Origin of the sequence: Enterococcus sp. DIV2371, from assembly GCF_050498525.1 — a bacterium.
GTDB classification, from domain to species: domain Bacteria; phylum Bacillota; class Bacilli; order Lactobacillales; family Enterococcaceae; genus Enterococcus_B; species Enterococcus_B mangumiae.
In genome coordinates this window covers 2,433,427-2,455,156 of the sequence record NZ_JBIPAJ010000001.1, presented here as the reverse complement: position 1 = coordinate 2,455,156, position 21,730 = coordinate 2,433,427, and the positions used below count along the sequence as shown (strand labels likewise).

The 21,730-nt window shown below is 41.0% G+C and carries 16 protein-coding genes, 2 pseudogenes and 1 riboswitch; of the genes and pseudogenes, 16 read left to right on the top strand and 2 right to left on the bottom strand.

Translation table 11 applies throughout. The annotated features are described in order from the left end of the window. Window positions 1-228 precede the first annotated feature (228 nt). Together IGL24_RS11440 and IGL24_RS11435 are read left to right on the top strand one after the other, a co-directional pair. On the top strand, window positions 229-1,731 hold the full coding sequence (locus IGL24_RS11440; protein ID WP_206855923.1) for a peptidoglycan DD-metalloendopeptidase family protein: 1,503 nt from the start codon (window positions 229-231) through the stop codon (window positions 1,729-1,731). A gap of 268 nt (window positions 1,732-1,999) precedes the next feature. After that, complete coding sequence (locus tag IGL24_RS11435) at window positions 2,000-5,092, top strand: hypothetical protein (protein ID WP_207700165.1); 3,093 nt, start codon at window positions 2,000-2,002, stop codon at window positions 5,090-5,092. A 155-nt stretch (window positions 5,093-5,247) separates the two neighbouring features. On the opposite strand, the gene IGL24_RS11430 is transcribed toward IGL24_RS11435, so the two are convergent. After that, window positions 5,248-5,964, bottom strand: a complete 717-nt coding sequence (locus IGL24_RS11430) for a UTRA domain-containing protein (RefSeq protein ID WP_429968452.1) — start codon at window positions 5,962-5,964, stop codon at window positions 5,248-5,250. 288 nt (window positions 5,965-6,252) lie between these two features. On the opposite strand from IGL24_RS11430, the gene IGL24_RS11425 reads away from it, so the two are divergent. Next, window positions 6,253-7,536, top strand: coding sequence for a PTS sugar transporter subunit IIC (locus IGL24_RS11425; protein ID WP_207115515.1), 1,284 nt, complete (start codon window positions 6,253-6,255; stop codon window positions 7,534-7,536). A 12-nt stretch (window positions 7,537-7,548) separates the two neighbouring features. Continuing rightward, window positions 7,549-8,451: a haloacid dehalogenase-like hydrolase gene (locus IGL24_RS11420; RefSeq protein ID WP_207700166.1), complete on the top strand. Its 903-nt coding sequence runs from the start codon at window positions 7,549-7,551 to the stop codon at window positions 8,449-8,451. A 121-nt stretch (window positions 8,452-8,572) separates the two neighbouring features. On the opposite strand, the pseudogene IGL24_RS11415 reads toward IGL24_RS11420, so the two are convergent. After that, window positions 8,573-9,767: pseudogene (locus IGL24_RS11415) on the bottom strand (ATP-binding protein). 296 nt (window positions 9,768-10,063) lie between these two features. Here IGL24_RS11415 and eutP point away from each other — a divergent pair. The 12 genes and pseudogenes from eutP to IGL24_RS11355 all read left to right on the top strand — a co-directional run. After that, window positions 10,064-10,425: pseudogene (gene eutP / locus IGL24_RS11410) on the top strand (EutP/PduV family microcompartment system protein); the annotation flags it as partial. A 71-nt stretch (window positions 10,426-10,496) separates the two neighbouring features. Beyond that, complete coding sequence (locus tag IGL24_RS11405; protein ID WP_207115511.1) at window positions 10,497-11,078, top strand: cob(I)yrinic acid a,c-diamide adenosyltransferase; 582 nt, start codon at window positions 10,497-10,499, stop codon at window positions 11,076-11,078. A 49-nt stretch (window positions 11,079-11,127) separates the two neighbouring features. Continuing rightward, a riboswitch (adenosylcobalamin (AdoCbl) riboswitch) is annotated at window positions 11,128-11,277 on the top strand. Between the two features lie 284 nt (window positions 11,278-11,561). Further along, the gene (locus IGL24_RS11400; RefSeq protein ID WP_207115510.1) at window positions 11,562-12,686 is read left to right on the top strand and encodes an iron-containing alcohol dehydrogenase; all 1,125 of its coding nucleotides are present in this window, start codon (window positions 11,562-11,564) and stop codon (window positions 12,684-12,686) included. A gap of 159 nt (window positions 12,687-12,845) precedes the next feature. Further along, on the top strand, window positions 12,846-13,193 hold the full coding sequence (eutS, locus tag IGL24_RS11395) for an ethanolamine utilization microcompartment protein EutS (protein ID WP_023520162.1): 348 nt from the start codon (window positions 12,846-12,848) through the stop codon (window positions 13,191-13,193). A 26-nt stretch (window positions 13,194-13,219) separates the two neighbouring features. Then, entirely contained in the window at window positions 13,220-13,792 is a 573-nt protein-coding gene (locus IGL24_RS11390) for an ANTAR domain-containing response regulator (protein ID WP_206855903.1), read from the top strand. Next, window positions 13,792-15,219, top strand: coding sequence for a sensor histidine kinase (locus IGL24_RS11385; RefSeq protein WP_429968451.1), 1,428 nt, complete (start codon window positions 13,792-13,794; stop codon window positions 15,217-15,219). The genes IGL24_RS11390 and IGL24_RS11385 overlap by 1 nt, the downstream gene beginning before the upstream one ends. A gap of 83 nt (window positions 15,220-15,302) precedes the next feature. Next, window positions 15,303-16,727 carry an ethanolamine ammonia-lyase reactivating factor EutA gene (gene eutA, locus IGL24_RS11380; protein WP_207700169.1) on the top strand — a complete coding sequence of 475 codons (1,425 nt, stop codon included), beginning with the start codon at window positions 15,303-15,305 and terminating at the stop codon, window positions 16,725-16,727. 16 nt (window positions 16,728-16,743) lie between these two features. Next, a complete protein-coding gene (locus tag IGL24_RS11375; protein WP_206855894.1) occupies window positions 16,744-18,108 on the top strand; it encodes an ethanolamine ammonia-lyase subunit EutB in 1,365 nt (454 codons plus the stop codon). Window positions 18,109-18,125: 17 nt separating this feature from the next. Continuing rightward, window positions 18,126-19,031, top strand: a complete 906-nt coding sequence (eutC, locus tag IGL24_RS11370) for an ethanolamine ammonia-lyase subunit EutC (RefSeq protein ID WP_207115508.1) — start codon at window positions 18,126-18,128, stop codon at window positions 19,029-19,031. A gap of 14 nt (window positions 19,032-19,045) precedes the next feature. Continuing rightward, window positions 19,046-19,699, top strand: a complete 654-nt coding sequence (gene eutL, locus IGL24_RS11365) for an ethanolamine utilization microcompartment protein EutL (protein WP_010734672.1) — start codon at window positions 19,046-19,048, stop codon at window positions 19,697-19,699. A 13-nt stretch (window positions 19,700-19,712) separates the two neighbouring features. Then, the gene (locus tag IGL24_RS11360) at window positions 19,713-20,246 is read left to right on the top strand and encodes a BMC domain-containing protein (protein WP_207700170.1); all 534 of its coding nucleotides are present in this window, start codon (window positions 19,713-19,715) and stop codon (window positions 20,244-20,246) included. After that, window positions 20,243-21,718, top strand: coding sequence for an acetaldehyde dehydrogenase (acetylating) (locus tag IGL24_RS11355; RefSeq protein ID WP_206855952.1), 1,476 nt, complete (start codon window positions 20,243-20,245; stop codon window positions 21,716-21,718). Before IGL24_RS11360 ends, IGL24_RS11355 begins: the two co-directional genes overlap by 4 nt. Window positions 21,719-21,730: the final 12 nt, after the last annotated feature.

Genomic DNA, 21,730 nt, shown 5'->3' with positions numbered 1-21,730 from the left:
TAATCCTTCTTATTCCTGCTAAAATGAACTATAATAAAGTTAATGTCTATTCGTATTATCTCAATGATTGATAAAATATTTTCACTTAACGCTAGTTATTAAAAGCTGTCAAATGTCAAATATGAGATAAATAATCGTTATTACTTTATAAAAATTATTATTTTTTTAACAAAAAATTCATAACTTCCATGTATCTTAAAACTAACTAAAGAAAAGGATGAAAAAAAATTGAAAAAAAAGTCTACGTATAAGTTAGTTTCATTTGTATTTCTTTCACAAATGCTACTGACTACGCCTTTACAAGTATTAGCAGATGAACAAGTTTTCTCTGCAGAGCAACCAGCAACAACTGAAAACCATGAATCATTTACTTCAAATGATCAAACGGAAACAACAACTGACTCGTCTGACACGACAGGTGAAGATAACACAACAGATACAACAACGGATGGTTCAGAAGAAACAACTCCGCCATCTACTGGCGACTCTAGTGAACCAACAACACCTGATACTTCAGAACCGACTGAACCGAGTACGCCACCGGAAGAAACAAAACCAACGGAACCGACGAAGCCAACAGAACCAACGCAGCCGAGTCAACCGGAAAAACCAACAACACCACCAACTGGCGGCTCTACAGGTGAAACACAACCAACGCCACAACCAAGTCAGCCAACTCCACCAGTGACAGCTCCGGCTACACCTGTGGAAACAACGCCTGCTCCTGCGGCCCCGGTTGTTCAAGAGGTACGTCAACCTTCTGCAACAACACCGATCCAAGATCTTGTGCCATCAAGTCAAGAAACGGATGAAGGATCGATCCATTTTGAAAAAGATGAATCAGTTGAGAGCTTCATTCGCAAAATCGGTGAATCTTCTCGAGAAATCGGGCAAGAAAATGATTTGTACGCATCAGTGATGATCGCCCAAGCAATTTTAGAATCTGCTAGTGGTCAAAGCCAATTGGCACAATCACCGAACTACAATCTTTTTGGAATCAAAGGTACACATAATGGCAATGGTGTGACTTTTGCGACACAAGAAGATGCTGGGGATGGTACATTGTATACGATCCAAGCAACATTCAGAAGATACGAAAATTATGAGGAAAGCCTAGAAGATTACGCGAAATTAATGCGAGAAGGCTTGACTGGCGACAGCGAATTCTATTCTGGCGTTTGGAAATCTAATGCAGAAACTTACAAAGAAGCAACAGAATTCTTAACAGGTCGTTATGCGACAGATACAAGATATAACGAAAAACTAAATGGTTTGATTGAAACCTATGACTTAGAACAATATGACAAAGAAGTTGCTGGACCAGAGATCAATGAAGAAGGATATATCGTACCATTAAGAAACTTTACGATCTCTAGCCCATTCGGTCCTCGTGGCGGTGAATTCCACCGTGGGTTAGACTTTGCAGCACCTCAAGGGGAGCCGATCTATGCCAGCAAAGCGGGTACTGTCATCAGAGCAGAATTCCATCCTTCATGGGGGAACTATGTAGCGATCGAACATGAAGATGGCACGACTGCACTTTATGCGCACCAACAAGAATACATCGTGAAAGTTGGCGATGAGATCGAACAAGGACAAATCATTGGGTTTGTCGGTTCTACCGGAAACAGTACAGGTAGCCATCTGCACTTTGAGATCAGTCGTGACAACAGCTTAGCACAAGCGCAATTGATTGATCCTGCTCTAGTATTGTTCGGAAATAATAACTAAAGAAACAAGCGTTTTAGATTAAAATTTTACAAAGAAAAGATATTGATGGATTCAACAAGGTAAGTATTTGATTGTCTTACGTTGCTTGAGTTTTAGATATCTTTTCTTTTTTTTTATTGGTAAATCCATTTTAAAATCAATCTGGAAGAATCAAGATATTCTTTGAGTTCTAATTTTCAAACCTTTATACTTTAATTGAAAAGTAAAGGGGAGGAGGTTCAACTTCTGTTTGAATTGTATGCGTTTTCTTAGGGTGTGGGGATGTTGATTGAAGAATGTCTTTGTCGGTGTCTATTCGACTGTCAATTGCATGTTACTGTGGCGAATCAAAGAAATGGGGAAACGAATGTTAGAGCAGACTTTTTTAGTAAATAATCAAAAAACTAGCGTAACACAAGCACCAGGACCTAAAGAACCAGTAGATGAAATTGTTTTAGAGGATTTTACCCAAGATCGAGGGTGGGCGCTGACGAATGCAGAAATTGCGTACAGCTCTGTTGGGGCTAAAATCACATTAACTGATACAACTGCACGTTTAACGAAAGTGTTTACTTATTCTACTTGGCAATATTCTGACTTGATGGTTCAGATTCGTTCGGTGACGGAAGGATTGACGTGGGCATTATCTGTTCAAGATGTGGAAAACGGAAGTCAAGAGATCCTATTACAAGAGGAATCCTCCGCAGCAAATAGTCGTTTTCTAGAAAAGTTCAATTATTCAATCAAAGGGATAGCTGGGGCAGAAGCACTGTCTGATTGGAATGATCCAATCGTCATTGAAAAAACGTTCATGCTTATTTTTACTTTCCGAGGAAATGTTGGAGAATCAATTGATTTAGGCACGATTATCAGAAGTCAGCCAAGTTACGACATCCCATTAGCGCTACCGTCGCAAGTGACAGGAACGATTGCGGGAGTTGATTTTGGCGGAGATCCAACAATCAACGTGGATGAGTTGAGAAATGATGATCCAGTAAATTCAGCAACGATGAAGGAACATCGGAATTTGACCTTGCCATTTAGTCGCCTAGTGACGAATCCAGAATACAACTTTGATAATCAAGCGATCACACCAGTGGAAACCTCTTTTGACTTGCGATTTGGCGCTTATTACGGCATTCGCGGGAATGCAAACAAGACAATGATAAATGGTGAGTATATAAGAGAAAAGAAATCCGGGTTTCAGGACTCTTCGTTGAATGCCCTTTTGAGTATTGATGGGGTCCAAGTAAGTGAGGAGAGTCTACGATCTGCGTGGTATCCTCACAAAGTGATGCTATCGGGTGAAGTACCAGGTGGCGGGCAAATCGCCACAACTGATTTCTTTATTGACGAATCAACACTTGGTCGCATCATCACACTCAGTCAGGTTTCTGGTGATTTTTTTGAGATCGAAATGAGTGATTCGACGACTTCAGCGACCGATTATCAAACGAATAATTTGAAATGTACTTGGGAATCCTCGAATCAAGTTGTCGTAAAAAATGATACACAATTTGCTGATTGGCATCAGAATTTATTCCAAACGGCGATCAAAGTCGTTGCCTTAACAGAAAGTGGTCAAATCGATGCGGATGCGACAGCACAAATCATCCCACCAACATTTATAGAAGGTCGTGGGAAATATCAAATACCTACGACGATTTCTTCGATTGCTTTAGTTATCGGCTATGCCACAAAAGAAGAAGGTGTAACGATGGCAATCACACGAGCATTGCGTGGGGTCGGAATCGGAACGGGTGCGTTGTCGATCCAAGAACACTATGCTGCTCGAAAAACGTATTGGGATCAGTTATTAGCAAGTGTACCGGCTCCACAAACATGGGGTGTTTCAGATCCATCTGTTTATCATCATGAAGTAGTGACAATTGAAAAACATCGGGTACTGTACTATGCCGGCTGGACACATTTGATTGGGAATATTTTGGCACCTACTGAAGAAACAGGGTATGCTTTCACGCAACAATCGCTTGGAAAACCGAGTAGACAATGCGCGGGCGCTTCGATGACACCTGCGAACAATTGTTGGGAGGGACTTCTTCAAATCCAAGACTTGATGTATATCAATCCGTCGATTGCTTGGAGTGGGATGGAAGGGTTCATGTCCATGGTCGATGCCAATGGCTTTCTTTCTGGGGAAGTATTGCCTGTTCGTATGGCGCAAACGATTTGGATGATCCATTCGCTTTCACCCGATGCAGCAAGGCTTGACGCAATGTATCCCGCTCTAAAACGTCATCTGGAGTGGAAGCTTGATAATCCAAGATGGGTCTACGAAACAATCAATGTAGCAAATGAAGTTGATTCAGAGTTTATGATTTCTGCTATCTATGATACGAAGTTTATCATTGAAATCTGTCAGGAATTAGGCGGTTTGTATGCAGATGAAGTTGCGTATTGGGAAGCGCGTCACGAAGAAAGTCTGGCGAATTATTCCTATTGGATGTTTTGTGATCCATTGTCACATGAGGCGTGGTATTCTTATCCTCAAAATAGTACAAACAGTGACACGAATCGCAAAGTTTTGCGCAACGGAGCAAATCTTCCAGATGCCAACTATCAGCGTGGTATTTGGCAATATTTCTTTATTGGTTGTGTCGATATTGATCCAGACAACTTGGATGAGCGGAAATTCATCCATGGAAATAATGGACATCTTTCTGAGCCGCCAGTTTCAGGATCAACGACTGAGTTACCACATATGATCGGTAGTGGGCTAGTATTGCCAGACTTACCTTCAGCACAAGCTACCCAATTGACTCAGTTTGTGGTGGATATTATTGATCCGTCCTTAGCCTTGTGTGGTTTCCCTGTATTGAAATGGGCACCAAGCTCCTTGTTGACGTATGGGGTGATCAATCGAGGCTTCTATGACGAAGCGAAAGCTCTGATTGGCAGTTCACTTGTAAGGGCTATTGAGATTTGGCAGTTTTGTGAAAATTATTTTTGGAATGCGACGGGGCCTAAAGGAACATATCCGACTTCCTTTGGCGCGAGTCAAATCGTGGATAATACATGGATGATGAATGGCGTGATCAATGATGGCAGTGGCGTTCGTGAAATCCCAAATTGGCAAACAGGACAGAATAAGCCAACGAATCTTCCGCTAGAAATCACAACGGACCAGCCGATCGATCTTAATGACCCTGAAGGAACGCTTGAGCGCTTAGACTTGCCGCAAGAAATCCGTCAAACGTATGAACTCGTTAATGGAGCAGGAGAACCTTATCAAATCGGTAAAATTGCCGCCGTCACTTGGGATGCGGGTTCATTACAACAAGAAAGTACGAATAGCTATACGATTACTGGTGAAACAGAAGCGCACAATCCAGTTGAAGCACATATCACGAGTACGTCATAGTGAGACATTTACTGTGGTTGACCGTCTCAAACTGAGCCAAGTAGTACTTGAGATCGTAAGGACTTCGATAAAATAAACACATGCGACCAAATCAAGAAATCTTTCTTGAACTGGTCGCATGTTTTCGGTTTTAGAGCTGATCATCCAAGCAAGAGTCAATTAGTGGGGCGATCAGCCAATAATACGAATTTGAATGAATCAACTTGATGCCAGCTTTCTGTATATTGAAAGTGAGTATAATCGGTCAAATAGGCCCAATTCCTGACAACAAAGATATTTTTGTCATGTTTTCCTAAATCTAAATGCTGTGCAACAGGTGCGGTGATATTCTCAACGGAAATTTCCTTTTTTGAACAATTCAATTTCAAATGTAGTTGATTTTCAAGATAGCGATACAACGATTGGTTGATGATTTCTTTTGTTAGATCAGCAACGACAGCGGTACGCAGATAATCCACTTCTAAAATCAGTGCCCGACCATTCAACAGCCGGCGACGAAGCAAATACCAGACGGATTCCCCTAAGGTAAAACCTGAATTATCTCTAAGCTGCTCATCCACGATGATTTTTTTTAGGGACAAGATCTCTGTATCGAATGAATGATTTTCGGAATGATATTTTTCTGAAGTTCCTGACAGATCACTAACAAAAAAATCAATTTTATCATGTGCGACCACTTTACTGCCTCGTGCAGGGATTTTTTCGATATACCCTGTGGCTTCTAAACTCTTTAGTGCTGTACGAATCGTATCACGCGTCACCTTAAACTCAGTCATCAATTTTCTTTCACTTGGCAAGAAAGATTCGGGAGGATATTCTCCGTGATGGATTCGTTCGAGAATCAAGTTCTCTAGTTGTTCATATTTACTCAAATATAGTTCCTTGCCTTTCTATCGGGATTCATGAGGAAAAATTTATTCTGTGCTATTTGGTATGTATTATACCATACCAGTTTCTCAGAAGTAGCTGGATAAGTGGCTTATTTTAAGGTAAAAACTAACTTATAATCCCTTTTTGTTAGAAAATGATGATAAAAACTAATTTTTCTTTCATTTTGCGATTTGTAAGGGCTTTATTTTTCCGCTATAGTACGGGGTGTGAAGAGCTATTTTGGTTACTCAAGCGTAGCGTCACAATCGTTAAGATAGGAGAAGATAAAGATGAACGAATTTATAAATAATAAGATGTTGCCAATTGCTGCTAAAGTTTCGAATAATAAGATTTTGATTGCGATTCGAAATGGGATCACCCTTGCTTTACCATTGATTATTACCGGGTCATTATTTTTGATTATTTCTTCATTTCCAGTCGATGCTTGGACGGATTTTTTAAGTGCAAATGGAATTGATGCTTATTTGAATAAAGGGGTCACTGCTAGTTTTGGGATCATGGGTCTAGTTGCGGCTTTTGGGATTGCGAATGCGTTGGCTGTTCAGTATGAAAAAGACGGAGTATCCGCAGGTATCATTTCGATTTCTTCTTTCTTACTAGTGACGCCTAACCTTGTATCAGATGACGGTGTTGGTATTCCAACTGCATTTATGGGGGCACAAGGTCTTTTTGTGGCAATGGTGATTGCAATTATTTCAACATTGATCTTCAAATGGTTCATTGATCACAATATCCAAGTCCGCTTACCGGATTCTGTTCCACCAGCGGTTGCGAAAAGTTTTTCTGCTTTGATCCCAGGTGCATCGATCCTGACTTTTTGGTTGGTTATCTATGCGATCTTCCAAATGACTGATTGGGGTTCAGGAAATATCCACCAATTATTGATGGAAATCTTCGGTGGACCTCTAGGGTTACTTGGCGGAACATTAGGTGGTACGTTAGTGTCGATCTTCTTAGTTTCATTGTTTTGGTTCATGGGTATCCATGGTGCCAATGTCGTGAATTCTGTGATCATGCCGATCTGGTTGATGAATACAGATGCGAACCGTGTCGCTGTAGAAGCTGGGGAAAAATTACCCCATATCATTACACAACCATTTATGGAAAACTTTGTGTATATGGGTGGCGGCGGAGCTACGCTAGGTTTAGTGATTGCCGCAGCAATCGTTGGTTTGAGAAAAAATTCATCAAAAATGACAAAAACAATGGTTCCTTTGACATTGACTCCAGGTATTTTCAATATCAATGAACCAGCAATGTTTGGGATGCCGATCGTATTGAATGTAACATTGTTGATTCCGTTTATTTTGGCACCGATGGTCAATGCAGTCGTGACATATTTTGCAATGTCACTTGGTTTCGTTCACGGTACGGTAGGAATTGCTGTTCCTTGGACCATGCCACCTGTGATTTCTGGCTTCTTAGCTACTGGTGGTCATATCTCAGGTTCGATCATCCAAATCATTTGCTTGATTTTAAATATTTTGATTTATCTGCCGTTCTTCGGTGTAATGGAAAAACAAAATCGCATGAATGAAATGCAAGACATTTAAGGAGTGGAAAAAATGGTAAAACGATTTATTAGTGCGCAAGCATCAGAGATCATGGCAATGACTGGCGCAGAGTTGAAACAATCAATCAAAGCAAGTGAGGGACGTGTCATTTGTTCTGAAAACGTAGTGATCCGTGACAGTAACATTGAAGATGTCACGAACTCTGAAATTGCCCGTGCGTATGGTGCGGATTTGATTTTATTGAATGCTTTTGATGCGTTAGAACCAGTTGTTTCAGGTTTGAAGGGTAAAGATGGTGAGCCGATCATCCAAACGTTACGAGAAGTAGTTGGTCGACCAATTGGGGCGAATCTTGAGCCTGTTGATTTAGAGGCGAAGATGGCAGAAGACCGCCTGGATATTCCAGTTGGTCGTCAAGCCACTCGTAAAACAATGGAAGCTGCTAAGAAACAAGGACTGGATTTCATCTGTTTGACAGGAAATCCAGGAAGCGGTGTGACGAATGATGCCATTACAAAAGCCATCTCAATGGCAAAAGAATACTTCGGTGGTATGATCATTGCTGGGAAAATGCACGGTGCGGGTGTCGATGAACCGGTAGCGGACCTAGAGGCAATCAAGTCCTTTATCGAAGCAGGTGCAGATGTGATCTTAGTTCCTGCAGTAGGAACAGTTCCCGGGTTTGATGATAGTGAATTAAAAGCGGCTGTCAAAGTGATCCATGCCGCTGGCGCGTTAGTGATGTCAGCAATTGGTACGAGCCAAGAGTCAAGTGATTCTGACACGATCAAACAAATTGCGATCCAAAATAAAATTTGCGGTGTTGATATCCAACACATCGGCGATGCCGGCTATTCAGGAATCGCTCCTGTAGAAAATATCATGGCGATGAGCCGTGCGATCCGTGGGAATCGTCACACGATCGCGATGATGTCACGTTCGATCGTGCGTTAGGAAAAAGTTAGAAGCTCGAACATTAAGTTCATAAGTAAAAAATACGCCTAGAAAAGTAATTATTAGTGGTTACTTTTCTAGGCGTTCGTCTATTTAGTTGAATCGAGCCTGTGTACGACAATTATTTATCAAGTAGCCAATCAACGATGTATCGAATCGGTATCCCGTCTACTTGGTGGGTTTCATAATATTTACCGGTAATCACTATCTTTTTGTGATTATCTTTGATATGAAGTAAGTTGTCAGTTTCACGATTACTGTTGGGAAGTTCATAGGTTACTTGGATATAGAGTGTTTCATCCAATTTTTTTGCAACAAAATCGATTTCTTGATTATCAATACGCCCAACGTCTACTAGATAACCTCGTCTTAGTAATTCGATATATACAATATTTTCTAAGCGATTACTATAATTACCGTCTTTTCTTCCTACCGCATTTCTGCGTAATCCAGCATCGATAATGAAATATTTTCCATTCGTTCTTAAATATTCTCGCCCTCTAATATCATACTGTTGCGCACGATAAAAGAGATAACCATGTTCTAATAGGTCCAAGTAGCGATTGACAGTGTGCGTGCTCGTTGAGATGCCTTCACTTTTTAATGTATTCGCAATTCTTGACGCATTGACGAGTTGTCCAACATTGTCTGACAAAAAAACGAATCAATAATTTCAATACAGTTGCATCTTTTACGCTGGCACGCAAGGCAACATCGTTCAGGACGATCGTATCAAAGATCCCTGACAAAATCGTATCTTTGATTCTTTCATCTGCTAACACCACACTGGGAAAACCACCATATTTTTCATATTCTTGATATGCTTGATCGACGAACCGAGAATCTTTTGCAATGTCTTTTACAGATAGAAATTCTTCAAAGGATAACGGATAGATGGGAATCTCAATGTATCGCCCACTAAGTAAAGTTGCAAGTTCCCCAGACAACATATTTGCATTGGAACCAGTGATGACTAGCTCACAATCAAAGCTAGTTTTTATGCCATTGACAACACGTTGCCATCCGTCGACAAGTTGGATCTCGTCAAATAAAAAATAAATTTTTTTATCATCTTGAGGAATCAATGGTGTTAGCACGTTCCTAAATTTCTCTGCATCTGTGACTACTTGATAATTGAATGATTCAAAATTGATATAAATAATGTGGTTTGATTCAACACCTTGCTCCAATAGATAGCGTTGATAAAGCATAAGTAATACCGATTTACCTGAACGTCTAACGCCAGTAATAATTTTGATGAAATCAGTGTTTTGTAAGTGAATCAGTTGATTTAAATAGTGAGGTCGCTGAAACAAAGTAATCCCTCCTTCGATAAGATATTCTTAATATAAGTATAGCATATTTGAAGTTAACTTCAAAAAAATCATTATTTCTGATAAATTTGAAGTTAACTTCAAATTTTGGTAAAAGACGATGGATCTCAAAACACTTTTTCATCGCTGTAGCACAAGATTTATTTTGACAAACCTGAGAGAAGCGATTACACTGGTGAAAAGAAACACACAACGATGTGTGCGGATAAATATGGCAATGGCGCCTAAAAAAGTAGAGTTTATTCTGCTTTTTTAGGCTTTTTTTATGGAGGGAATCAATGAAGAGAATCATTTTGATGGGCGCGATTGGCTGTGGGAAGACCACTCTTTGTCAAGCCTACGTGGAGAAGCAATTGTTTACGATAAAACTCAAGCAGTAGAATTTCATCCTGAGATGATCGATACGCCGGGTGAATTTATTCTACATCGCCAATACTACTCTGCGTTGACTGTGACGGCGGCAGAAGCGGAAGTGATCGGTTTGGTCCAAAGTGCATTAGACCAAGAACAGATTTTTTCACCTGGTTTTGGGCATATCTTTCCAAAAGAAGTGATCGGGATCATGACTAAAGTGGATCTAGTCACAGACGAGAAAGAGTTGGCACGTGTACGTGAACAGTTGCTTGCAGCTGGAGCAACGAAACTATTTGAAGTATCGTCAGTAGAAAAAACAGGACTCGAAGATTTGGTTCAATATTTAGGAGGACAAACATGAAAATCTACACAAAAACAGGCGACAAAGGAATGACGAAATTAGTTGGTGGACATAGTGTATCCAAAGATTCAGATCGTGTGGAAAGTTATGGAACGATCGATGAGTTGAACTCATGGTTAGGCTATACGATCAGTCAATTGTCAAAAGAACAAGACGTTTTTAAGCAAGAGTTAGAAGAATTGCAACAACTATTATTCGATGTAGGAACGGATCTATCTACGGTGTTAGAAGATGGACGACCACTTAAAGTCCAACAAGAAAGTGTGACTTGGCTGGAAGAACGGATCGATTTCTATACCCAACAATCACCGGATATTGAGCGATTTATCTTACCTGGTGGTTGTCAAGGCGCGAGTATGATCCATGTAGCGCGGACGATTGCTCGCCGTGGGGAACGTCATATCGTTCGTTTAAGTGCTACTGCGGCAATCAATCCCGAAGTAATCGTGTTCGTGAATCGTTTGTCTGATTATTTCTATGCGTTGGCGCGTTATATGAACGTGCAAATGGGGCAAGAAGATGTTTTTTACACTAGAGGAGAGAAAGTTTTTCATAAAATAAAAGAAGAAGGTTTATAAAAAAAGTGTTTGATTTTTCACAAACAGTGTGATAAAGTGCATGTAGATTAATCAAATGTTTATGAAAGATACGAATGGAAGCCAGTGAGATGCTGGCACGGTCCCGCCACTGTGATAAAGCCTTAGAGCTTTTAAGTCAGGTCTTTTCTTATTTTTCATTATTGGGCAAACTGTTTCGAGGCAAAACAGGGTGTTGCTAAAAAATGACGTTTTTTGAAAGTCAGCCCAAGAATATTTGATTCAATCCCACACATAGCACGATGATGTGTATGGAATATTGGGCTGGTCTTTCAATGGGGAAAGAGATTTCAAGTACAATGGCGTACTGCTGATTCCCGGCGCATGTGTTAATCGATTGTTACAGAATAGACACCATACACTGTTGTATGGATTGTAAAAGAAGCAAAGGGGCTTCAAACAAATGGATGTTTTATTTCCATTGGTTTGAAGTCTCTTTTATTTTGGTTTCAAGGAGGAATGTTCGTGGAAAATATACAATTCTCGACACAGATCATTGTGGGCGAAGATGCGTTACAAAGTCTTGAAAATGTGAAAGAAAAGCGTGTGTTCATCGTTACTGATCCATTTATGGCAGAAAACGGCATGGTGGAGCAAGTAACGACTTATTTAAACCAGTACCATGTATTTAGTGATATTGTTCCTGATCCACCACTTGATAAGATCGTTTCAGGAATCAAAGAAATGGAAAGCTTCCAAAGTGAAGTGATCGTAGCAATCGGTGGCGGCTCCGCAATCGATGCAGCGAAAGCAATGAAGTATTTTGGACAAAAGACAATGGATCTTTTGACGGAACAATTTATTGCGATTCCAACGACAAGTGGGACAGGGTCTGAGGTAACAAATTTCTCTGTGATCACGATCAGTGAATTAGGCTTGAAGATCCCGTTAGTAACGGATGAAATTCAACCAGATGTTGCGATTTTAGATACAGGATTAGTCATGAGTGTTCCACCGAAAATCACTGCGGATACAGGAATGGATGTACTGACACATGTCATTGAATCCTACGTTTCAACAGAAGCAAATGGCGTAGCAGATGCCTTATGTGAAAAAGTGGTTGCTTTAGTTTTTGAATACTTAGAGCGAGCATACAAAAATGGTCAAGACAAAGAAGCCAGAGAACAAATGCACTTAGCTTCTTGTATGGCAGGCATGGCGTTCAATTCGACTTCACTAGGTTTGAACCATGGGATCGCTCATGCGGCTGGCGCTCGTTTACATGTGCCACATGGTCGCATCAATGGCATCTTACTTCCAGAAGTGATTGCCTATAATAGTGGTTTAGGCAACGGTCAAGTGACAGAAGTAGAAGTAGCTGAAAGATATGCGGCATTAGCGAACTGTATCAGTAACACACAAACGAAGAATCCTCGCTTAGGGGTACAAAACTTGATTCGTCTGATCAAACAGTTGCGAGAAAAATTAGACATGCCAGCGACATTGAGTGAGTATGGTTTGTCTTCAAAAGAAGTGTTGTCACATGAAGAAGCAATTGCGACTTCTGCCTTAGCAGATGGCTGTACGAGAACCAATCCTCGTCAAGCAGATGAAAAAGGCGTTAGAGCAATATTAAAAGCAATCTTATAAAATTTGACATCGTGAAATGGCTAACATATAATGAATGAGCACAACGGAGTGCTTCAAAATTTAAGAGCAATGATGCCCTTAATAACGAGCGTAAAGTAAATACTTTATCGCTTATTATTGAGGATTTTTTATTGCTTAAAATGAAGGAGCGAGTCTTGCTTGGAAGAAAAACAACGAATGATCCAAGAATACGTCCCAGGAAAACAAGTTACTTTAGCCCACATCATTGCAAGTCCCGACAAGGAAGTCTATACGAAATTAGGATTACCAGCAGGCACAAGCAATGCTTTAGGGATCTTAACGATCACGCCAAGTGAAGCTGCAATCATCGCTGTTGATATTGCAACGAAAAGTGGCGATATCACGATCGGCTTTATCGATCGTTTCTCTGGTTCAGTAGTTATCTCTGGCGACGTGAGTTCTGTTGAAGCAGCATTACATGCTGTACTGGATGGACTCAAACAGATTTTGCAATTCTCTGTGACGTGTGAAATTACAAGAACTTAGTTCGGGGGAGACAAAGCGTATTGAATATGAAGGGCAGAATTGTGATAGTAGATGATGAGCCAATCACACGATTGGATACTCGAGATATTCTACTGGAAGCTGGTTATGAAGTTGTTGGGGAAGCCGCAGATGGATTTGAAGCAATCGAAGTTTGTAAAGAGACTAAGCCGGATCTCGTATTGATGGATATCCAAATGCCGATTTTAGATGGTCTGAAATCTGGTAAAAAAATCATCCAAGATCAGTTAGCAGGTAGTATCGTGTTTCTTTCTGCTTACAGTGATCAAGAAAATACGGAGAAAGCAAAGAAATTAGGCGCAATCGGTTATCTTGTAAAACCATTAGATTCAAAATCTTTGATCCCAACTATCGAGATGGGGATCGCTAGAGGAAAAGAAACTCAAAACCTGTTACAACAGATCGACAAACTACAATTGAAATTGGAAGAGCGAAAAGTTGTGGAAAAGGCAAAAGGGATCTTAGCAAAAGAAAATAATATTTCTGAAGAAGAAGCTTATCAAATGTTGCGTACATTAAGTATGAACAAACGCGCACGTATGAGTGAAATCGCAGAATTGATTATTATGGATGATGAATAATGGAACGAATCAATACATTATGTCAGCGTTATACAAATCTAACCCAATCAGATATTCAAGAGCTTTGTCGGACGAGTGCTTATTTAACAGAGTCTAAGCATTATGAGACGGCAGATGTGTTCATCGATGTCTTTAATGAAATGACGAAAGAAGCATTAGTTGTCTATCATAAGAAACCAAAATGTATTCCCTCATTATATAAACATGAAGTTGTCGGAAAAGAAGCGTTATTAAAAAATGAACCTGGTGTTTTACGTACCATGGAAACAAGCTTGAACAGTATTGGCTTGTTAGCAGTCACACAAGAAAATCGCTTGATCAAGCAAAATATTTTTCCGATTCGAAATGAACAACGAACAATCGGTGTGATCATCGTAGAAGAGGGAGTCGAGCAACCGATTGGGGCAGTTGAACGACAGGAATCACAGTCAAAAGAACAAGGAACACTTGCGATCGAATCTACATTCGATCCGTTGATCATGGACCAGTTAGCTGAAGCGGTCTTGATTTTTGATACGGCCACTGGAAACTTAGTCTTAGCGAATCATCGCGCAAAAGAACTATACCGAAAACTAGGCTATCGTGAAATGATCAATGATTTGCACTATGACAATCTTTCTCTTGATTACACAACGTTCGAATATGTTCTTTATCAGATGAATGACCAAACCGAAAATCGGTTGATCGAATTAGATACAGCGTATTTAAATTATTACTTTAATATTCGAAAAGTTTGGATTGATGCAGGATCGAGAGTAGCAATGATTATTCAAGATAATACAGAAGTGAAAAAGAAAGAAGATGAAATCGTATCAAAATCGGTGGCGATCCGAGAGATCCATCACCGAGTCAAAAACAATTTACAGTCCGTCGTTTCATTATTACGGATCCAAGCACGCCGTACCACTAGCAAAGAGGCTAGTAAAGTACTGAAAGAAAGTGTGAACCGGATCATGGCGATTGCGACGACACATGAATTATTGTCCAAGCAAGTAGAGGATAATGTTTCCTTGCGACAAATGCCTGAGGCAGTGATGTACAATTTCCGCCATATTTTTAATCCGGAAAAAGTGCAATTGAATTTGACAGTTGATCCGACGATCACTGTTTCCAGTGACCAAATGGTTTCCATTTCGCTCGTCGTCAATGAGTTACTCCAAAATATCTTTGATCATGCCTTTGAGCCAGATCAAAGTGGAATGGTTGAGGTCAGCGGAGAAATCGAAAATAAAGTCATTACGATCACTGTTACAGATGATGGCAATGGCTATGATGTCAACCGAAACAAAGAAACAAGTTTAGGGTTGATGATCGTGAATAGCTATATCAAAGATAAGCTAAAAGGGAAAGTGAAAATTGAATCATCCAACAAAGGAACAAAAACTTGTTTCTATTTTGAACAGAACACCAAAGATGTTGTTCGGTGAAAAAGCAACGATGCTTAAAGATGCGTAGAAGAGATTCTAGGCTGTCTTTAAGCATTTTTTGTTTGCAGAAAGGAGAAAAAACGATGGCAAAAGAAAAAATTCTAACTGTAGGGATCGATTTAGGTACCTCGACGACGCAACTTGTTTTATCAGAGCTGACGATCGAAAATTTTGCCTCTGCATTTTCTGTTCCAAGGATCACGATCTCAGAAAAAGAAGTGATCTATCGCAGTGAAATCATCTTCACTCCTTTGATCAATCAGACAATGATTGATGATGAAGCAATCAAAGCGTTTGTTTCCCGACAATATCAACAAGCGGGGATCGAGAAACAACAAATCCAAATGGGTGCAGTGATCATCACCGGTGAAACAGCTCGTAAAGCCAATGCCAGTAAAGTATTACAAGCGTTGAGTGGTTTTGCTGGAGATTTCGTGGTCGCTACGGCTGGTCCAGATCTTGAAAGCATCATTGCTGGTAAAGGAGCAGGCGCCCAAGAGTATTCGAAAAAGCGTCATACTTCGGTCGTCAATATCGATATCGGAGGCGGAACGAGTAATTTAGTTGTCTTCACTGATGATGAAATCAATGATACTGCTTGTTTTGATATCGGTGGTCGACTGATCAAGGTCGATCAAGCAGGAAATATTTCTTACATCTCACCAAAGATCACAGACATGATCGGGCAGTTGGGACTACCATTAAAAATTGGTATGAAAGCTTCTGTCACAGCGATCCAACCGGTGATCGATGAGCTAGTAAAAGTCTTAGAAAACAGTGTGGGGATCGGTGAAAGAAGTCGTTTTTATGACCTATTTATCACCAATCGAGGGTTACGTTTAGATGAAGAAATCCCGATCGTTACCTTTTCTGGTGGCGTAGCGGATTGCTTGGTCGAAGAAGTAACCGATACGTTCAAGTATGGCGATATTGGAATGTTATTAGGGGCAGCGTTACGAAAATCCCAGATCTTCAAAGAAAAAGAAGTGTTACAAAGTAATGAGACCATTCGGGCAACGGTTGTTGGCGCAGGATCGCACACTGCAGATATTAGCGGAAGCACGATCGCTTATCATGAGCAGATCTTGCCAATCAAAAATATTCCGATTTTAAAAGTTTCCCAAGAAGATGAGTCTTTAGAGGCTGAGAAAATGGGGGAACGAATCGATGAAAAGCTTGCTTGGCATCGACTGGAAGAAACGCCGCAGATCGCTTTAGCGATGAAGGGGATCGTGAACCCGACATTTGCCGACGTCCAACGATATGCGGATGGGATCGTTCAAGGATTATCTGCCTTGATCACAGAGAATATCCCACTGGTCATCATGGTGGACGAAGACATGGCGAAAGCTTTAGGGCATGCATTACATGCGTATTTACCAGGGAATTATCCTTTCATCTGCATTGATTCCGTCAAAGTAGAAAATGGGGATTATATCGATATCGGGCAACCTGTAGCTGAAGGCGCAGTGTTACCGGTAGTTGTCAAAACACTAGTATTTAATTAAGGGAGCGACAAGAAAAATGATTTTAAAAACAAAATTATTTGGCAAAACCTATCAGTTTTCTTCAGTCAAAGAAGTGTTGGCTAAAGCAAATGAAGAAAAGTCAGGAGATAAATTAGCTGGTGTTGCAGCAACTTCTGCGGAAGAACGAGTAGCAGCAAAAGTTGTATTATCTCATCTGACATTAAATGACTTATTCAACAATCCAGTAGTTGATTATGATGAAGATGAAGTGACACGTATCATTATCGACCAAGTCAACATGCGCATTTTCGGCATGATCAAACATTGGACAGTTTCAGAATTAAGAGAATATATCCTTTCTGATAAAACAGGAGATTTTGAAATCAAACATATCTCTCGCGGATTGACTTCTGAAATGATCGCGGCAGTCTGCAAATTGATGTCAAATATGGACTTGATCGTGGGAGCTAAAAAAATCCACATCGAAAAAACAGCGAATACAACAATCGGTCGCGCCGGTACTTTTTCAAATCGTCTACAACCGAATCATCCAACAGATGATGTGGATGGTATCATGGCTTCTGTCATGGAAGGCTTATCTTACGGCGCCGGTGATGCACTGATCGGTTTGAATCCAGTTGATGACTCCACAGAAAGTGTGAAACGTTGTTTAGATAAATTTGAAGAATTCCGTAGTGAATGGGATATTCCAACACAAACCTGTGTCTTAGCTCACGTGACGACACAAATGGAAGCAATGCGTCAAGGCGCACCGACGGGTTTAGTTTTCCAATCGATTGCTGGTTCGGAAAAAGGGAATACAGCATTTGGGTTAAACGCGGAAATGTTGGCTGAAGCACAAGCTTTAGCATTGAGCAGTGGACAAGCAGCTGGTCCTAACGTGATGTATTTTGAAACAGGTCAAGGATCTGAACTGTCATCTGAAGCCCATTTTGGGGCAGACCAAGTGACGATGGAAGCACGTTGTTATGGTTTAGCGAAGAAATTCGATCCATTCCTTGTAAATACAGTTGTCGGTTTTATTGGACCAGAATACTTGTATGATTCAAAACAAGTGATTCGCGCAGGCTTAGAAGATCACTTCATGGGTAAACTAACTGGTTTATCAATGGGTTGTGACGTATGTTATACGAACCATATGAAAGCAGATCAAAATGATATGGAAAACTTATCTGTGTTATTAACATCAGCTGGATGTACGTATATCATGGGCATCCCTCACGGTGACGATGTGATGTTGAACTACCAAACAACAGGTTTCCATGAAACAGCTACAGTCCGTGAATTGTTCGGTTTACGTCCAATCAAAGAATTTGAAGGTTGGATGGAGAAAATGGGCTTGATGGAAAATGGTAAATTAACAAGCCTAGCCGGCGATGCTTCAGTATTTATCAAATAAGTGGGGTGCAAGAAAAAATGAACGAACAACAATTGAAAGAAATGATCACTTCAATGTTAAGTGAAATGGTAGCCGGTGAAAAACCAACGGAACAACCAAAAGCGCCAGTTGCTACAACAACTACGATGACAACAACAGCACCAGTAGTAGAAGAAGGCATGATCGATGACATCACAGAAGTAGATCTACGCAAACAGCTTTTAGTCAAAGACGCAAAAGATGAAGCAGGCTACTTACGCATGAAAGCATTCACGCCTGCTCGTATCGGTGTAGGACGTACAGGAACTCGTTATCTGACTTCTTCAACCTTGCGTTTTCGTGCGGACCATGCTGCAGCACAAGATGCGGTATTCTCTGATGTTGATCCACAGTTAGTGGAAGAAATGGGCTTCATTTCGACACAAACGATCTGTAAAACAAAAGACGAATACTTGACTCGCCCAGATTTTGGCCGTCAATTTGATGAAGAAAACAGCGCAAAAATCAAACAACAAACAACACCAAAAGCCAAAGTGCAGATCGTTGTTGGCGATGGATTAAGTTCTGCGGCTATCGGGGCAAATATCAAAGAAGTACTACCTGCGATCAAGCAAGGGTTAAAAATGTATGGCTTAGATTTTGATCAAGTGGTCTTCGTCAAATATTGCCGTGTGCCGTCAATGGATCAAATCGGTGAAATCACTGATGCCGAAGTAGTATGTCTATTAGTTGGCGAACGTCCAGGACTTGTAACAGCAGAATCGATGAGTGCGTATGTTGCCTACCGTCCAACAGTAGGAATGCCAGAAGCTCGTCGTACCGTGATCTCAAACATCCATAAAGGTGGAACACCAGCGGTTGAGGCCGGTGCATATATCGCGGAATTGATCAAAAAAATGCTAGATAAGAAAAAATCTGGTATCGAGTTGAAAGAAGCCGAATAGGAGGAGAATAATCGATGAAAAATGATCGTTTAGGCGCAAACGTCTTAAGTGTTCAAGTTATTCCAAATGTAGATGCTGCATTAGCAGAGCAATTTGGCCTGACACCAGGGATGCGCTCATTAGGTATCGTGACATCAGATTGTGATGATGTGACTTATGTGGCTTTAGATGAAGCAACAAAGGCTGCGGAAGTAGAAGTTGTCTATGCAAAAAGTATGTATGCTGGAGCGGCGAATGCCTCTACAAAACTAGCAGGTGAAGTGATCGGGATCATCGCTGGACCAAGTCCGGCAGAGATCACAAGCGGACTGTCCGTAGTGACACAAGTCATCGAACAAGAAGCAAGCTTTATCAGCGCAAATGACGATGATAGTATCGTGTACTTTGCCCATGTGGTTTCTCGTTCTGGAAGATATTTATCAAAAGAAGCAAACATTCGTGAAGGCGAAGCAATTGCTTACTTGATCGCGCCGCCTTTAGAAGCAATGGTTGCACTAGATGCAGCATTGAAAGCAGCGGATGTTGAAATCTGTAGTTTCTTCGGACCACCATCTGAAACAAACTTTGGTGGGGCACTTTTAACTGGTAGTCAATCAGCATGTAAAGCAGCTTGTACTGCTTTTGAACAAGTTGTTCAACGGATCGCAGAAAATCCGTTGAGTTACTAAGGGAGTGTCACGAATGAATGCGATTGGAATGATTGAAGTTCGCGGATTTTTAGGCGCAGTCAGTGTCAGCGATGCGGCTTTGAAGTCAGCAGATGTGAATTTGTTGAATGCGGAGATCATCAAAGGCGGCCTAACAACCGTCCAACTAAGCGGGGATGTTGCAGCTGTCAATGCAGCAGTCGATGCCGGTGTGGTTATAGCGAAACAATTAAACTGCTTGATCTCACATCATGTGATCTCACGTGTTGATGAACAGACACAAATTCTTTTTCAAAAACCACAAGCAGAAGAAAGTGTCACAGAAGTAACGCTTGAACACTTGGTAGAACCCGCAGCGCCAGTACAAGTTGAAGCTCCGGTCGAATCAGAGAAGGTCAGTGAAACAAAAGATCGTCGGGCAGAATTACAAGCAAAGCGTGTTGCTGAGTTACGAAAAGAAGCCTACAAATTGAATGTCAAACAATTAAAACCATCAGAAATCAAATCTGCAAGCAAACAAGCATTAGTAGAGGCGATCATGGCAGAAATTAAAGGAGTGACCCTATAGTGGATAAAGATTTACGCTCGATTCAAGAAACGAGAGATTTGATCGCAGCTGCAAAGAATGCACAAAAAGTATTAGAAACTTTTTCGCAAACGCAAATCGACCAAATCGTCAAAGCAGTTTCAGACGCAACATTCGCACAGCGTGAGCGTCTAGCAAAAATGGCGAATGAAGAAACTGGCTTCGGGATCTATGAAGACAAAATCATCAAAAATGCTTTTGCTTCAAAAATCGTTTATGAAGAATTCAAAAATACGAAGACAGTAGGTGTCATCAATGATGACCCACAGAAAAAGGTAACGGAGATTGCCGTACCTGTTGGGGTGGTTGCTGGATTGATCCCATCGACAAATCCAACTTCAACAGTGATCTATAAAGCCTTGATCGCATTGAAAGCGGCGAATAGTATCGTCTTCTCGCCACATCCAAACGCCTTACAATCGATCCAAGCGACAGTTGAAATCATCCGTTCAGCGGTTGAATCTGCGGGTGGACCAAAAGAGAGCGTGTCAGTGATCACGACACCAACGATGCAAGCAACAAAAGAATTGATGACGCATAAAGATACGAACTTGATCTTAGCTACTGGTGGTAACGCCATGGTCAAAGCGGCGTATTCTTCAGGAACGCCAGCCATCGGCGTAGGTCCAGGAAATGGCCCTGCGTATATCGAACGCAGCGCATTGATCCCAATGGCGGTGAAACGCATCATGGATTCTAAAACATTTGATAATGGCACGATCTGTGCATCAGAGCAGTCGATCATCGTGGAAAAAGTCAATCGTGAAGCAGTTAAAGCTGAATTGATCAAACAAGGTGCTTACTTCTTGAGTCCAGACGAAGCGGATAAATTATCTCGTTTCATCTTACGACCAAATGGCACGATGAATCCGCAAATTGTTGGCCGTTCTGTTCGCCATATTGCTTCATTAGTTGGCTTGAATATCCCATTCGATCGTCGTCTGATCGTGGCAGAAGAAAGCAATGTTGGGATCAAGTATCCATTCTCAAGAGAAAAATTAGCACCGATCATCGCCTTTTACACGGTTGAAAACTGGCAAGAAGCTTGCGATCTATCCGTTGAGATCTTAAAAGGTGAAGGTGCAGGACACACAATGTGTATCCATACTGAAAACAAAGAAGTCGTCCGTGAATTCGGCTTAAGAAAACCAGTTTCTCGTCTGTTGATCAATACAGCAGGTTCATTAGGAGGAATTGGGGCTTCAACTGGCTTAGTGCCGGCATTAACGCTAGGCTGTGGCGCAGTTGGTGGCAGTTCTACCTCTGACAACATCGGCGTAGAAAATCTATTCAATGTTCGACGTGTCGCTTACGGTGTCACTGATTTAGCAGATATCCGTCAAGAATTTGGCGCTGGCGCTCAAATGCCAACACAAGAAACAAACAACCAAGCGGGCAACAAAGATGAGTTGATCGATACACTCGTTGCCCAAGTATTAGCTCGATTACAATAATATGTAATATAT

Coding starts and splice junctions, on each gene's coding strand:
- eutC (WP_207115508.1), top strand. CDS start 18,126: ATGAACGAACAACAATTGAAAGAAATGATCACTTCAATGTTAAGTGAA.
- eutL (WP_010734672.1), top strand. CDS start 19,046: ATGAAAAATGATCGTTTAGGCGCAAACGTCTTAAGTGTTCAAGTTATT.
- IGL24_RS11405 (WP_207115511.1), top strand. CDS start 10,497: ATGAAAATCTACACAAAAACAGGCGACAAAGGAATGACGAAATTAGTT.
- eutA (WP_207700169.1), top strand. CDS start 15,303: ATGGCAAAAGAAAAAATTCTAACTGTAGGGATCGATTTAGGTACCTCG.
- IGL24_RS11425 (WP_207115515.1), top strand. CDS start 6,253: ATGAACGAATTTATAAATAATAAGATGTTGCCAATTGCTGCTAAAGTT.
- IGL24_RS11385 (WP_429968451.1), top strand. CDS start 13,792: ATGGAACGAATCAATACATTATGTCAGCGTTATACAAATCTAACCCAA.
- IGL24_RS11390 (WP_206855903.1), top strand. CDS start 13,220: ATGAAGGGCAGAATTGTGATAGTAGATGATGAGCCAATCACACGATTG.
- IGL24_RS11375 (WP_206855894.1), top strand. CDS start 16,744: ATGATTTTAAAAACAAAATTATTTGGCAAAACCTATCAGTTTTCTTCA.
- IGL24_RS11360 (WP_207700170.1), top strand. CDS start 19,713: ATGAATGCGATTGGAATGATTGAAGTTCGCGGATTTTTAGGCGCAGTC.
- IGL24_RS11420 (WP_207700166.1), top strand. CDS start 7,549: ATGGTAAAACGATTTATTAGTGCGCAAGCATCAGAGATCATGGCAATG.